Origin of the sequence: Lelliottia wanjuensis (assembly GCF_030238365.1) — a bacterium.
Taxonomy (GTDB): domain Bacteria; phylum Pseudomonadota; class Gammaproteobacteria; order Enterobacterales; family Enterobacteriaceae; genus Enterobacter; species Enterobacter wanjuensis.
In genome coordinates, this window is the sequence record NZ_JASSOT010000047.1 from 71088 (window position 1) to 85518 (window position 14431).

General features: G+C 56.2%; 13 protein-coding genes. 4 read left to right on the top strand and 9 right to left on the bottom strand.

From position 1 onward, the window contains the following. Positions 1 to 38 precede the first annotated feature (38 nt). From tsgA to QQF33_RS03855, 3 genes are read left to right on the top strand one after another with little or no spacing between them, the layout of a single operon-like run. Complete coding sequence (gene tsgA, locus QQF33_RS03845) at positions 39 to 1238, top strand: MFS transporter TsgA (protein ID WP_285148179.1); 1200 nt, start codon at positions 39 to 41, stop codon at positions 1236 to 1238. A 20-nt stretch (positions 1239 to 1258) separates the two neighbouring features. Next, a complete protein-coding gene (locus QQF33_RS03850; protein WP_285148178.1) occupies positions 1259 to 2194 on the top strand; it encodes a LysR family transcriptional regulator in 936 nt (311 codons plus the stop codon). Between the two features lie 47 nt (positions 2195 to 2241). Further along, positions 2242 to 3510: a DUF445 domain-containing protein gene (locus QQF33_RS03855; RefSeq protein ID WP_285148177.1), complete on the top strand. Its 1269-nt coding sequence runs from the start codon at positions 2242 to 2244 to the stop codon at positions 3508 to 3510. Positions 3511 to 3767: 257 nt separating this feature from the next. Here QQF33_RS03855 and bglB read toward each other — a convergent pair whose 3' ends face one another. The 7 genes from bglB to QQF33_RS03890 form a co-directional block, all read right to left on the bottom strand. Further along, positions 3768 to 4841 carry a beta-galactosidase BglB gene (gene bglB, locus QQF33_RS03860; RefSeq protein ID WP_285148176.1) on the bottom strand — a complete coding sequence of 358 codons (1074 nt, stop codon included), beginning with the start codon at positions 4839 to 4841 and terminating at the stop codon, positions 3768 to 3770. Next, positions 4838 to 5812 carry a hypothetical protein gene (locus tag QQF33_RS03865; RefSeq protein ID WP_285148175.1) on the bottom strand — a complete coding sequence of 325 codons (975 nt, stop codon included), beginning with the start codon at positions 5810 to 5812 and terminating at the stop codon, positions 4838 to 4840. Before QQF33_RS03865 ends, bglB begins: the two co-directional genes overlap by 4 nt. Before the next feature lie 226 nt (positions 5813 to 6038). Beyond that, positions 6039 to 7712, bottom strand: coding sequence for a hypothetical protein (locus tag QQF33_RS03870; protein WP_285148174.1), 1674 nt, complete (start codon positions 7710 to 7712; stop codon positions 6039 to 6041). A 69-nt stretch (positions 7713 to 7781) separates the two neighbouring features. After that, positions 7782 to 8849 (bottom strand): DUF2955 domain-containing protein, encoded by a 1068-nt coding sequence (locus QQF33_RS03875; protein ID WP_285145788.1) that lies wholly within the window; start codon positions 8847 to 8849, stop codon positions 7782 to 7784. Beyond that, positions 8839 to 9906: an HlyD family secretion protein gene (locus tag QQF33_RS03880; protein WP_285157422.1), complete on the bottom strand. Its 1068-nt coding sequence runs from the start codon at positions 9904 to 9906 to the stop codon at positions 8839 to 8841. Before QQF33_RS03880 ends, QQF33_RS03875 begins: the two co-directional genes overlap by 11 nt. Continuing rightward, complete coding sequence (locus QQF33_RS03885; RefSeq protein ID WP_282493425.1) at positions 9906 to 10373, bottom strand: MarR family winged helix-turn-helix transcriptional regulator; 468 nt, start codon at positions 10371 to 10373, stop codon at positions 9906 to 9908. The genes QQF33_RS03880 and QQF33_RS03885 overlap by 1 nt, the downstream gene beginning before the upstream one ends. 180 nt (positions 10374 to 10553) lie before the next feature. Continuing rightward, positions 10554 to 11453: a LysR family transcriptional regulator gene (locus QQF33_RS03890; protein ID WP_282491757.1), complete on the bottom strand. Its 900-nt coding sequence runs from the start codon at positions 11451 to 11453 to the stop codon at positions 10554 to 10556. A gap of 104 nt (positions 11454 to 11557) precedes the next feature. On the opposite strand from QQF33_RS03890, the gene QQF33_RS03895 reads away from it, so the two are divergent. Next, positions 11558 to 12259, top strand: coding sequence for a pirin family protein (locus QQF33_RS03895; RefSeq protein ID WP_285157410.1), 702 nt, complete (start codon positions 11558 to 11560; stop codon positions 12257 to 12259). Between the two features lie 77 nt (positions 12260 to 12336). Here QQF33_RS03895 and QQF33_RS03900 read toward each other — a convergent pair whose 3' ends face one another. Together QQF33_RS03900 and QQF33_RS03905 are read right to left on the bottom strand one after the other, a co-directional pair. Beyond that, entirely contained in the window at positions 12337 to 12837 is a 501-nt protein-coding gene (locus tag QQF33_RS03900) for a TIR domain-containing protein (protein WP_285145790.1), read from the bottom strand. Further along, entirely contained in the window at positions 12830 to 14278 is a 1449-nt protein-coding gene (locus QQF33_RS03905) for an SIR2 family protein (RefSeq protein WP_285148172.1), read from the bottom strand. Before QQF33_RS03905 ends, QQF33_RS03900 begins: the two co-directional genes overlap by 8 nt. Positions 14279 to 14431 lie beyond the last annotated feature (153 nt).

The following is a 14431-nucleotide window of genomic DNA, read 5'->3' on the forward strand; positions in this document are numbered from 1 at the left end:
GTCCAGCGGCGGGCACGCGCCCGCCAGGAGAAATGCAGATGTCAGAAAACTACTCTCGCGGCAGTCTGAATGCGATTTCCTATCTGAGCTATTACTTCGTCGGCGCGCTGGTCTCGACGCTGGGGATTGTCCTCGGCCCGCTGTGCGCCGCGTTCAATAAGGATCCGAGCTTTATCGGCCAGGTGTTTACCCTGATGAACATCGGCATGTTCGTGCCGATCATGCTCGGCGGGATCCTGATGAAAAAATGGGGTCTGCAAAAGCCGCTGGTGATCGCCGCCGCGCTGACGATCCTCATCAGCGCGCTGCTGTTCGCCACCCCGACGCTCACCATGTTCAGCGTCGCGGTCGCCATCATCGGCGCCTGCGGCGGGATTTTTATGACTATCGGCAGCTACCTGGTGGTGCGCATTAATCCGGACGAAAAGAGCCGCTCATCGAGCCTGATTTTCACCGATTTCTTCTTCAGCCTGGCGGGCGCGACCCTCTCCTTCCTGCTGGCGTGGCTGTTCAAAATGGGCGCGAGCTGGATTGCCATGTACGGCATCATGGGCGGGCTGGGCGTGCTGATGCTGATCCTCACATTGCGCAGCCGTTACCCCTCCACCGTGGCGGCAGAACCTGAATATCAGGAAGCATCCAGCAACGAGCCCTGGGGCCGTTCCGTGTGGCTGCTGTGCGGCGCGCTGTTCCTGTTCCTGCTGGCAGAGCCGATCTTCACCATGTGGACACCGGGTTATCTGCAGTGGCGTTTCCAGATGCTGCCAGAACAGGCGGCGCTGTACACCACCGTCTACTGGGTGGCGAAGGCGACCGGGCTGTTCCTCAACCAGTTCACCGTCAAGTGGATGAAACTGCGCACCTTCCTGCTGATCTGCACCGCCGTTGGTCTGGTCGCCATCGCCCTTATCAGCAACAGCGCCAACACCACGCTGATCCTGATTGCCTGCGGCGCGTTCGGCTTCTTTAACTCCGGTCTGTTCTCCGGCCTGATGAGCTACGGGTCATTGCAGGTGAGCCGCAGTTCGCCAACGCTGATCTCCGCCCTGCTCACCTGCGGCACCGTCGGCACGCTGCTGTTCGCGACGGTCTCGTCGCTGGTCAATAGCCGTTACGGCCTGCACGGGGCGGTGAATGCGTCCACCTGCGCCTACGCGCTGCTGATGGTGACATTGCTGGCGGCTATCGCCTGCAGCCGAGCCGAACGCCTGCATCAGGGCGAGGCGGTCGCGGTTTGACAGGCTCCAGGGAGGGTTGCATGATATCGCCACCCTCCTTTTTCTCGGTGCCCGGCATGCTCGATTCACAGGCCAACAGCCGCATTCGTTTCCGGATGCTGCGCTATTTCCAGGCTCTCGCCGATGAGCTGCATTTTGGCCGCGCCGCCGCAAAACTGAATATCTCCCAGCCGCCGCTGAGCATGCAGATCAAAGAGCTGGAAGAGCTACTCGGCGTGGAGTTGTTTGAGCGCACCAGCCGCAAAGTGGTACTGACGCACGCCGGAAAAGTGCTGAAAGCGGAAGTGGATCGGCTGCTCAGCGCCACCGAACAGTCCCTGAACTACGTGCGCCAGATTGGCCGCAGCGAGAAACAGCACATCAACATTGGCATTATCGGCAGCGCGATGTGGGGCCCGCTGCTGACGCGCATGAAAGCCTTCCGCGAGGCCAATCCGGACGTTAACTGGACGCTGCACGAGCTCGGCCAGCAGGAGCAAACCGAGGCCCTGCGCGCCCGCACCATTGATATCGCCATCAACCGCAACGTCATTCCGCACGTCGAAGCCAAAATCCGCTGCCAGCTGATTGCCCGTGAAGCGGTGTGCGTCGCGGTACATGAGAGCGATCCTTTGTGCCGTCACGCCACCGTCACCCTGAAAGATCTGGCCGACCGCGCCTTTATCTCCCTCTCTTTTACCCACAGCGATTTCGCCCGTCAGGTGTACGACAACTGTCTTTCCCTGGGCGTGTCGCCGCTTGTGACGCACCAGGTGTTTGAGCCGCAAACCGCGCTGGCGCTGGTCAGCACCGGGAATGGCGTGTCGCTGTTGCCCGAATCCTGCGCGCTGATCCACTGGCCTGGCGTGGTGTTCCTGAAACTTGCCGAAACCATCCCCGCCGATCTTTACGCCCTGTGGTACGACGAACCGCTTCCGGATCTGTTCAGCCGTTTTCTGCACGCCCTGCGCGACTGATCGCTCTTTTTTGCACTCATCCCGCGTTCCGCTCTATCCTTAACCCTATGGAAAAATTAGCTGAACTCAAACGCGCCAAGCTACTGGCGCTGTCGCTGCTGCTGATAGCCGCAGCGGCCTTCGTGACCACTCTATTCCTGCCGCAGACCTTCTGGGTGCGCGGCGTGAAGGCTATTGCCGAGGCGGCGATGGTCGGCGCGCTGGCGGACTGGTTCGCCGTTGTCGCCCTGTTCCGTCGGGTGCCGATCCCGTTTATCTCGCGCCATACGGCGATCATCCCGCGTAACAAAGACCGGATCGCCGATAATCTCGGCCTGTTCGTGCAGGAGAAGTTTCTTGATACCCAGTCGTTAGTGGCGCTGATCCGCCGCTACGAACCGGCGCAGATGATCGGCACCTGGTTCAGCCAGCCGGATAACGCCCAGCGCGTCGGGCAGCATCTGATTCAGGTGATGGGCGGGTTCCTGGAACTGACGGACGACGGGCGCATTCAGCGCTTACTGAAACGCGCGGTGCATAAGGCCATCGATAAAGTCGATTTCACCGAGACCAGCGCCGCGATGCTGGAGAGCATGACCAAAAACAATCGCCATCAGGTGCTGCTCGACGCGGTGATTCGTCGTCTAATCGACCTGATTCAGCGCGACACCACGCGGGAGTTTATCGCCACGCAGATCGTTCACTGGCTCAAGACCGAACATCCGCGTAAGGCGATGGTGCTGCCGACCGAATGGTTGGGCGATCAAAGCGCCGAGCTGGTGTCCGATGCGGTGAACGCGATTCTCGACGATATCAGCCACGACCGCACGCACCAGATCCGTCAGGCGTTCGATCGCGCCACGCTGAAGCTGATCGACAACTTGAAAACCGATCCGGAGATGGCGGCGAAAGCCGAGAACATCAAAGATTATCTGAAGAATGACGAGGCGTTTAACCGCTATCTCGGCGAGATGTGGGCCGACCTGCGCGCGTGGCTGAAAGCGGATATGCAGAGCGACGACTCGCGGGTGAAGCAGCGCATCGCCAGGGCGGGCCAGTGGTTTGGTGAAACCCTGGTGGCCGACGCCAGCCTGCGCGCCTCCTTGAATGAACATCTGGAGCAGGCGGCGCACCGCGTGGCGCCGGATTTCGCCGCGTTCCTGACGCGCCATATTAGCGATACGGTGAAGGGCTGGGATGCGAAAGATATGTCGCGCCAGATCGAGCTGAATATCGGCAAAGATCTGCAGTTTATCCGCGTCAACGGCACGCTGGTCGGCGGGACGATTGGGTTGATTTTGTTTTTGCTGTCGCAGATACCTGAGCTGCTGCCGTAGTCGCTTTTTTGCCGGGTGGCGGCTGCGCCTTACCCGGCCTACGGGTTTGGTGCGGTCTTTTTGCCGGGTGGCGGCTGCGCCTTACCCGGCCTACGGGTTTGGTGCGGTCTTTTTTGCCGGGTGGCGGCTGCGCCTTACCCGGCCTACGGGTTTGGTGCGGCCTTTTTGCCGGGTGGCGGCTGCGCCTTACCCGGCCTACGATATTTGTTCCGCCGACGGTTTTCGTAGGCCCGTGCAAGCGCAGCGCCGCCGGGCGATTACGCCTGCCAGCTCCCCTGCTCCACTTCAAGCAACAACAACATCGTCAGCGCCTGGGCGTAAGGCACCGGGGCCATCGCGATATCGCAGTAATACTGAATGTCCCAGCCCAGCATGGTGCCGCGCGAGGCTTCAAGCACAATGCCCCCCTCGTCAATCCGCGCCATCACCGCATCAAATGCCCGCATCGCGTGAACGGTGACGGACTCATCGAGAATCCCCATCCGCACGCCGCGCAGCATGCCGTAGGCGATCCCCGCCGTGGCGGAAGATTCCTGCGGCGAGAGCGGATCGTCTAGCACCGTGTGCCACATTCCGTTATCCGCCTGCAGGTCACACAGCGAACGTACCTGACGCGCCACCACCTGCGACAAATATCGGCGCACGCCGGTGTCGAGATGTTCTCCCATGAGCTCAATAAATTCCGGAATGGCCACGGTGATCCACGCATTGCCCCGCGCCCAAAACGCCCCGGCAAAATGGTGCTTATCGACAAACGTCCAGCCGTGATACCACAGCCCGCTGACCGGATCGCTGAGGTAGCGCGTGTGCAGCAGAAACTGATACCCCGCCTCGTCGATCAGATCGCTGCGCTTGAGCACGATCCCCGCCACGCCGAGGAACAGACAGGTCATAAACAGCGTGTCGTCCCAGAGCTGCCCGGTGTTGGGCTGCTCTTTCACCACGTGCTGAAACCCGCCCTCTTCGGTTTTCGGCAGATCGCGCAGCAGGGCGTCGGCCCAGTCATTCACCGTCGTCAGCAGATCCTCACGCTGATGCTCCCCCGCCACCAGCGCCAGCACGATCATCGGTGCGGTGGTGTTGATCTGCATCTCCGGCAGCCCTTTAGCGATCTGTTGTTCGTACCACGCGAGGATCGACCGTTGCAGCGCGGCATCCTGCTGATGCACGGCATAGCGCCAGAAGCCGTACAGCCCGACGCCGATCTCCCATTCCCACTCTTCGAAGTGGATCGCAAAACCCTCTTCTACGCCCACTTCATCGAGATTTTTTAAGCGACAGAAGCCGCGCACCACGCGATCCAGCGTGCCCATCAGGGGTTCTTTGTTCATGCCTGGACTCCTTTGATGCGCATTGCTGCCAGCGCGTGTTGTTGATGGCCGTAACGTGAAGAGGCGATAAACCGCGCGTCGGGGAAGAGTTGTCCCGCAAGAGACTGGGCGGCATGAAAGGCGCTGGCATGATTCGAAAAATCCATCACGTCGCAGCCGCGTTCGTCGGGCCCGTAGCGATACCCCAGAATGGTCGATTTCACTCTGCGCCACAGGGTTTCCGCGAAGTACCTGGTGCGATGGTTTTGCCAGAGCTGCAGCAGCGCGAGCAGGCAATAGACCGACCCCTCTTCGCGCGCGCTCACCCGTTTAAGCAGGTGCGCGAGCAGCGCATCCGCCTCCGGACCATACTCCTTCTGCGCCATTAACGTCAGCAGACGCTCGGGATCGGGATCGGGCAGCGCGGGGAGGCGTTGCTGCTGAGGCCCCTCGCAGACAACCGTCCCCAACGGCGGCTCGTCGATGTACACCATTTTCAGGCCGCATAATGTGTCGCGCTCGAACAGCTCGTCGAGATGGATCAGGACGCGGTTTTCTCCCTGACGCAGGGTGAGCCGGACGTCCTGAAACTGCATCACGTTGCGGGTAAACGGCGTAAAGCAGGCAATCAGTCTACCGGAAGACCAAACCCGTACGCCGCCGCAGGTGCCCAGACGAAACGCATATTCGCCCTCGCGCGGCGCAATCAGATCCACCCTCAGCCAGCGCTGAACATGAAAAGGCAACGCGCGATGACCGGAAAAATCCAACCAGCCATGTTCATCGGCGACCGCGACCTCATCGCAGGGCAGCGCCAGCGCCGGATCGATCGCGCGCCCGGCGTGGCTGCGGCGAAACACCTGACGGCAAAAGGATTCGCGGCTCGCGGGATCGGCCCCTTCACCGGTGTAAAACTCCGCAAAACGCTCCGCTTTGGCCGCTGAAACCTGAAAACGCCCCAGCGCCTCGCCCTGCGTGAATGGTCGTGACATATCGCCCTCATTGCTTCTGTGTTCGTGGCGGCTATTTTCAGGGGGCGCGGGGGTTTCAACGAGGAGCGGATCGGGCGGATTTATGGGATATGCCTGGCCCCTCACAAAGCGGGCCAGAGGGAGAAGAGCGGCGTGATGAGGATCACGCCTTACGCGAAAGTGAGAAACTGAAGGTGATGGCGATCACAGGAACACGCCCTGGAACCGCCAAAAGATGTGACACGCATCACCCCTTCAGCGCTTTCAGCTCGTCCCCCAGACTGTCCGCCAGCGCCCGCACGCGTGAGGCGTCGAACAGGACGTGCAATCCCGGCGAGGCATCGGCGTACCTGGTGCAATAGTCTTCCATCTCGGACGCGCTGCGATACAGCTCCTGAATATTAATCTGGCAGATCTCGCGCATGCTCCAGCTGTTTTCCACCTCTCGGGCAAAGCGCAGGGTGAAGAAGGCTTTTTGCGCGTGCAGGAACAGATGGCAGTAGAGCGCAAAACCTTGCCACTCCTCCAGCCAGCGTTTTTTCAGCGCATACGGGAACGCGGCGGTTTCAGCAAAACGCAGCGCCTGTTCACGTAAGCTCAGGGAGGCGTCACGGGCGTCATCTTTCTCTTTGGCGATGCGCGACAGGCAGGCGGCGGAGGTCTCCACGTCGCTGGCGTTAAAGGAGATATCGCGCTCCGAGCCCGGCAGCCAGTGGTTGCGGTTGAGCTGCCCGTATAGGCTCCACACCGCCTGGCCGTAGCTTTCCGGCACCTGGCTGTGGCGATGAAACACGTGGTCGCGGACGTAAATCGCGCTGTAAAGCACCTGCCCGGCCTGCTCCAGCAGAGCGGTGAATTCTTCGAACACCGGCGGTTCGGGCCGCCAGCCGTAGCTTTCGTCGAGCCAGTAGGTGAGCAACTGATCGCGCGACAGATGCGCGCCATCGTTCGCCAGCATCCTGCTGCACGCCACCAGGTTGCACTCGCTCAGGGTGCCCATGATCCAGTGGTTATCGACCCCTTCCCAGCTGGTTTTGCACACCGCGCCGCGGATCGCCGGATTGCTGCGACACCACAGCAGGCGACCCTGCAGCTCGTCGATACGCGGGAACGGGAAAATGCCCCAGCCGACCTCTTCGCCCACCAGATCGATATCCGCCCACACTTCGCGCTCGCGCACCGCCAGCAGCGCCGGGTTATTAGGGAACGACGGCCAGAAGCGCTCGGGCGTCATCTTGATAGAGACGCTGACGCTCTCGGGCAGCGGGCGGATCGCCTCCAGCACGTTGCCGAGATCGTGATTGCCCGCCGGAAACACGCGCAGCACCAGATGTTTATTCTCTTTCTGCATCGCGCGGGAAAGGGTGTTAAAGCAGCGGCTGTAGAGGGCAAAACTGCGCTCGTCGCGCTCAGGGATCCGGGCGTTGTCGTCCGCCTGCAGCTCCCAGTTCGGGCGCGAGATGGGCAGCAGCCCGTCGGTATTGGAAATCGCGATAAGCAGGCCGCTCAGCGCCGGAATGCGCTGGCAAATCAGCGACACTTTCTCGCTCAGATACGCGCACCAGAAATCGACGTCAAAGCGCACGCCGTGGCCCGGTTCGAACAGATGCGGGTGCGCCAGCAGCAGATCCGTCGGGAAGTTGAACTCTTTGGCCTGGAGATAAAAACGCAGCCCTTTTTGCTGACACAATTTTCCGAGGCGATTGAGATAGACGCAGCGGGCACGCTGCTGGCTGGAGAGGCGATCGTTGTACTGAAGCGGGGTGTAACCCTTTGGCGAAACCAGCATGTCGAACAGATCCACCTGCCCGACAATCACCGTATTAAAATCATGCGCGACGGCGTATTCCACCAGCTCGCAGGCCTTCTCCCAGTTCCAGTACGCCTGATTATTGAGCTCCAGCGCCCTCGTCTCCCACATCTCTCTGCTCCTTTTGTCGCCCCATTGACCGGCCGACAGTGATAGCACAGAACGCAGAAAAAGGGTGTGTCAGGGCTCGCGAATGACGTAGCGCGTGGGCTCAAAAAGGTTCAGGAACAGATGCACCAGGAACACCAGGGTCAGGGTGGAGACCAGCGCCACCGTCACAGAGACGATGCGATACAGATCGCTGAACACCAGGTCGCCGTCGGGATGCATATTCTGGCCAAACATGATGCCGATGGTGGTGATACTGGCAAAACCCACGCCCGCGCCGACCTTCTCCATCACGTGTAACCGCGCGCCAAACGCCAGCCCGAGGCCAATCAGCGGCATCATCAGCAGCATGTGGCTACTGTGATCGTAGAGCACCAGCTGCATCACCAGAATGTACAGACAGCCGAGGATCACCCCGACCACGCGCCACAGGGAGCTCATCACCGCGCCGCGATAGTGCATCGGGAAGAGGATCAGCACGCCCGCCATCAGCGCCGAGAGGGAATCGCTGAGATCGCTTATCTGGAAGACGACAAAAATCATTGTCGCCACGGTGCCGGAAAGTAAGGACTCGTGGCGCACACGAGCGGCGTTTTTCTCAATCAGCGGCGGCGGCTTGCGCGGTTCGACGTCCGGCAGCAGGTAGTTCATCAGCGCGCTCAAGCACACCGCCATGATGCTGGCCTCGACGTTCGAGAACAGCAGCGTGTGCCAGTTGGTCGTCGGGTAGCTCATAAAATTGAGCATCACGCTCTGGCACACCACGCCCATCGAGCCAAACAGGAACAGCGGCCCCTGGCTCATAAAGCGAAAACGCATCACGTAGAGGGCGAAAACCACCAGCGTCATGATCAGCGGCCATTGCGAGAGATAGCCGATGATAATCACCATTTCGATGCAGTTGAGCGACGCGCTGAACACGAACTGCTTCGCCACGTGGCGGTTAAACACCGGCACCAGCGACAGGAGCATGATCGGGTAGACGACGTAAAACACGCCGTAGCTGGTGTTGTAAAACGTCGAAATGCTCAGGGCAATCATCCCGGCAAAGACGATGCGCAGGGTCTGGCGAAAGTCGTTGGCCGTGTAGACGATGTTGCCGTGCGGAGTGAAGACCCGCGCGAGCGTATTAATAGACATAATGCAGCAAACTGACGAGGTGGATTTGCAGCCCGGAGAAGAAGCGCGCGAACGGCCCTTCGCTGTTATAGAGCTGTACCGTGGCGCGAGCGCCGGTCGGTAAATGTTTCGGCAGATCTTCGTCCAGCGCGATGTGAATGCGCATCCGCTGCGCGTCGCGCACCCAGCGGTTGGAGGTTTCAGGCGCAGAGAGCTCACCGTTGACCGCTTCCTGCCCGGCCAAAATACCCGCATCGCTGCTGGTCACATGGGCGCGGAAGACGCGGCCCGGGAAGGCATCAAACACCACCGCGGCGTCGGTGCCCTGATGGGTATGGCGCAGGCTTTTCTCACGGAAATCGGCGACGATATCGGTCTGGTTATTCACCAGCGCCAGCGCGGCAGAACCCGAAGAGGCGTAAAAACCAGGGCTGAGCTGGACGTTACTCACGGTGCCGTCGGCCAGAGCGTAGACCTTCGTCCAGCTCAGGTTCAGCTCCGCCTCTTCCAGCGCATTGCGGTATTTTTTCAGCGTCACGTTGCGATGTTCATCCTGCTCGCCGCGTTGGATACGCAGGTTATGGATGCTGGCGTTCAGATTCGCCACCGACTGTTCGCTGCTCTGCCAGGTGGTGCGTACCTTATCCAGATCCGCCTGCGAGACATTCTGCAGGGTGCTCAGGCGCTGGTAGCGATCAAAGGTCACTTTATCGTTACGGGCGGTGAGCTGCGCCGTTTTCAGACTGGCCTGCGCGGCGACGATCTGCGCGTCCAGCTGCTGATTAGAGAGCCGGGCCTGTTCCTGCGCGATCTGGGCGGCGTCGACTTTGTTGCGAAACGGCGTCGGGTCGAGTTCAAACAGCACATCGCCCTTCTTCACCTGGCTGTTGTTGTGGACGTGCACCGCCGCGACATTGCCGGAGACGCGCGCCGACACCGGCGTCACCACGCGCATCACGGTGGAGTCCGGCGTCAGCGGGATCCAGATATCCGCGACGATAAAATAGACAAACATCAGCAGGAAAGAGGCAATACTCACCCTTACCCAGCGGGCAAACTTTTGTTCAGGAGTCATTATTATTGGGTCTTGTTATCTTCTTCGCGGATTGACCGCAAATTGCAGGCGATTTGATTTAATGTTGCGCTGAAAATCTCCAGATGTTCCGGCGCGATATTGTGCGACACGCGTTCCTGAAAGTTCTCAATCACGCGGGTGAGCGTGTCCAGGATTGCGTTGCCCTCAGGCGTGAGAGTGAGCAGGCGGATGCGCTTGTCGTAAGGTGACACGGCGCGCAGCAGATAGCCCTGTTTTTCCAGCTGAGTCAGGGTGCGCATCAGCGGCGGCAGTTCGATACCCTGCACTTCCGCCAGCTCGCTGACCGAGACGTTATCCCCCAGTGATTTGAGCTGCATCATCACCGTCCAGCTCGACTGCGTCAGGCCAGTGTCGAGAATGGCGTCATCAATCACCGCGCGCCACTGACGCACGATCATCGCCATCCGCATCCCCATCGGCCTGCGGCAAAACAGATCTTCTTCGCTCACGGGAACTCCTCTCATCACACGCAAGCAAGATAATGGTTATCAGGGTAAGTATCAAGAAACGAGCGGGAAAAGAGCAGGAATTGCGAATTGGTTTACGGTGCCCGCTATTATTCTCTCCCGCAGGGAGAGGGGGAAAAATCGCCATTGTAGGCCCGGTAAGAACCACCGGGCCTACAAAAGCTACTTATTGTGTGCGAAGAGTTTTGGGATTTCGCGCAGACACCAGGATTTGGCCTCACCCATGCTGTCGCGACGCCACGCCATGATGATATCCACCTCGTTGGTGTATTCCGGGCTGACTACGCGCAGCCGCCCTTCGGCGATATCTTTTTCCACAAACGGATAAGGCATTGTCGCCACGCCCAGGCCCGCTAACAGCGCCTGACGCTTGTCTTCGAGGGAGGTCACCGTCAGTCGCGGCTGTTTATCCAGCAGCTGTACGGTGAGCACCGGGCGCTCACGGGCAGTATCCGCCACCGCCACGCCGCGATATTTCACGCGAGTCACTTCGGATAACGGCTCCGGCTCCTGATGGATCGGGTGATCCGGCGCGGCGACGTAGACGTTCATGACGCTGTACAGTTTGCGCGAGTTGATTTCGGACGAGGAGCGGAAGTGCATGTCAGGGGCGATCACGATGTCCGCCCTGCCCGTCTCAAGGCGTTCCCACGCGCCCGCCAGCACTTCAGTGATGACGGAGAGCTGGGTGTTCGCTTTCGCGGCCAGACGATCCACCAGCGGGAACAGCGCCGATGTCGGCACCAGCGCTTCGGTGACCAGCGTCAGATGAGTTTCCCAGCCGCGCGCCAGGGCTTCGGCGTCGGTGGTCAGCTTATCGGCCGCCTCCAGCAGAACGCGGCCGCGCTCCAGCAGCATGCGCCCGACATTAGTGAATTTTGTTCGGTGACCAGAACGGTCGAAAAGCACCACATCCAGCTCTTCTTCCAGTTTCTGCATGGTGTAGCTCAGGGCAGACGGAACGCGCCCCAGCTCGTCAGCCGCAGCGGCAAAGCTGCCACGCCGGTCTATCGCGTCCATGACGCGCAGCGCCTCAAGCGTCAATGCTCTCTCTTTTGCCATCTGGTTCTCATTCAGGAAATTTGAACATACCGGGCAGAATATCTGGCTAACAATGAAGCGTCCATACCTTTACCATTGTTTTAGTGTAAAGAGAGGTCAGTTTTATGATTACGACAAGAACAGCAAAACAGTGCGGACAAGCCGATTTCGGTTGGCTGCAGGCCCGCTACACCTTTTCCTTTGGACACTACTTTGACCCAAAACTGCTCGGTTACGCCTCACTGCGCGTGCTGAACCAGGAAGTGCTCGCACCGGGTGCCTCCTTCCAGCCCCGCACGTATCCGAAAGTGGATATCCTGAATCTGATACTGGAAGGTGAAGCAGAATATCGCGATAGCGAGGGCAATCATGTCCAGGCGAAGGCGGGCGAAGCGCTGCTGATTTCAACGCAGCCCGGCATTAGCTATAGCGAACATAACCTCAGCAAAGATAAGACGCTGACCCGCATGCAGCTGTGGCTGGATGCCTGCCCGGAGCGGGAAAATCCGCTGGTGCAGAAGATCAATCTGAGCGGCGATAAGCAGCAGCTGATTGCAACGCCGGATGGCAGCAACGGCAGCCTGCAGTTGCGCCAGCAGGTGTGGCTGCACCATATCGAGCTGAAAAAAGGTGAACAGGCGAGCTTCCAGCTCCACGGGCCGCGAGCCTACCTGCAATCTATCAACGGCACGGTGCATGCTCTGACGCACGCGGAAGAGAAAGAAGCGCTCACCTGCGGCGACGGCGCGTTTATCCGCGATGAAGCGAACATTACGCTGGTCGCCGATACCCCGCTGCGCGCGCTGCTGATTGATTTGCCGGTGTGATTTTTATCCGGGCCAACTACTGTCGGCCCGGATTATTGCTTAAATATAAAAAATTTTATTTATCTTGATTACTTAACTCAGTCATTATCTTTGCGAATCTTAATTGCTTCATCGATCCAGTCTTCAATATTCTCTGCAATATAATTATACACATTTGTGCTAACAGAATATGGCGGATCATATGCCTTCGCAATAGTTGATAATTTTTTTCCTGTGGAACCATGAGTAATAAAGTCCAGTGGATTCTTACCTTTAGATGATTGCTCTTCCGAAGCATTTTTCAAATTATGAATATAGATAACTAAAATACCTAACCCATTGTTCCATGATTCAATTATTTCATGATTGATCCACTTCCTATTAGCTGTGTTTTCCCCTGCGAGAATGACTGTACAGGTTCTTCCAGACATTTGATTAGAGATCCACTCTTTAATCGCCTTATCTCCTCCCCCGACAACTTCTTCCCAATCATTATCTTTCGCCGGTTTATTTCCTTCGATCGCACCAATGTTTCTGACTTGTGAAACACGCCAGTTATCAGGTTGATAATGAAAACTAAAAAAACACTTTCTAGCCATGTAAGTCACCTTTTTCAATGCAATATTTTATAATTCGCAATGTATTTGATAAAATTTCATCAGGGGATGATTTTTCATCCCCTAACTTAATAAATAAATCATAAAAGATATCATCTTTCACATTTTCCTCTTTGAAAATTGAAACCTCCTTTTCCCAAATATCTCTAGCTACGTATCCAGTAGCCCCTACAGGAATAACGATGTTATTTTTTGATTTTGATATTTCGTACTCTTCCCACATACCCTTGGACGGTAATAAGCTTTGATCACTTATTTTATTTCCAAACAAAAAAACAGAAAATCCTGCATGTGCAATCATATCGTCGCGATATTGCGTCCACAGTGCAGAAAAATTTTGTGTTTTAGACGGCTGTGGAAATGGTCTTAAAAGAAGTTGCTCCTGAATTTGTCGCCCCTGTTTCATATATACTTCTTCTAATGCTCCACATATAACAGAACTTCCAACTCCGAGCCCAAAACCAGATACAATTTTGCAGCCATTTTTTATTAAACCAGCGCTCAATTGGGCAATGAATTTATGTGACTGCTCTTCTCCCCAGGGGCCAAATTCATGCGCTGCACCAGATACAAATAGTGTTTTCTTTTTATAATTTGATTCAATGAGAAGCAGTAACTCTTCGATTTCACTAAACTCATCAACCAATATCGTTTTGATATTAAACCGGCTTAAATCTGAAATGAAAAGTTCTTGCTTTCTACAGTTATATTTAAAATCCGCCGCAGGTTCATCTTTCTTTTGTTTTATGGAGCGAATAAAACAATAATGTCTTCGCTGATTATCTTCGTATGCTACACGCACTCGACTAAGAATATAATCAAGATTCGGATCTGTAAAACTAAATCCAATAAATATAAATGTTTTAGAAATCAAATCACCTTTCAAAGCCGAAAGATATTGGTTCATTTTAATATGATATCTTTCATAATCATCTTTTGTTAATACAGCGTCATTTGGGTGTGCTTTATCGCCATGCATTTTATAAACAATAGCATTACGTCTGAATATAGTAACTGCTAATTGTTCTTTGGTGTATTTGACATCAGGTACTTTCCCTGACTTTACTAAAGTATTCTCAATCAATGAATCATAATTTGTCGTCCAATATATACTAATTGGTAATCTTGCCAACACTCTATGCGATTCAGTTTCCACAGCATCCCTGGCAAACTCCTCTATGAGTCGTTGGTTCAATTGACTTCTATTATTACCATTTGAATTACAATGGAACTGTGCCAAAGTCACAAGATCATGTTCTTTATCAACATCTAGCCCCAGTTCTTCAGCTATCGGTCTTAATAATTCAGGCCAACTTACAAAACCTCCGCCAGCAGATAGACCGGCCCCTGCGAATATTGCTAAATTTTCTTCTTGAAGTTCTTTTACCACATGTTTAATAAATGCTTCTCTATCTCTATTCACAAAAAACCTCTGAACTATCAATTTATATTTTGATAAATATCTGGAGATTAATCTCGAAAGCAAGATAGCGTACTTGCACTTCTCATTACTGTAAAGCTGATAAGTTAATGGGGAGATGTATTTTTTTAGGAAAAAGTGCTATTCACAATAATA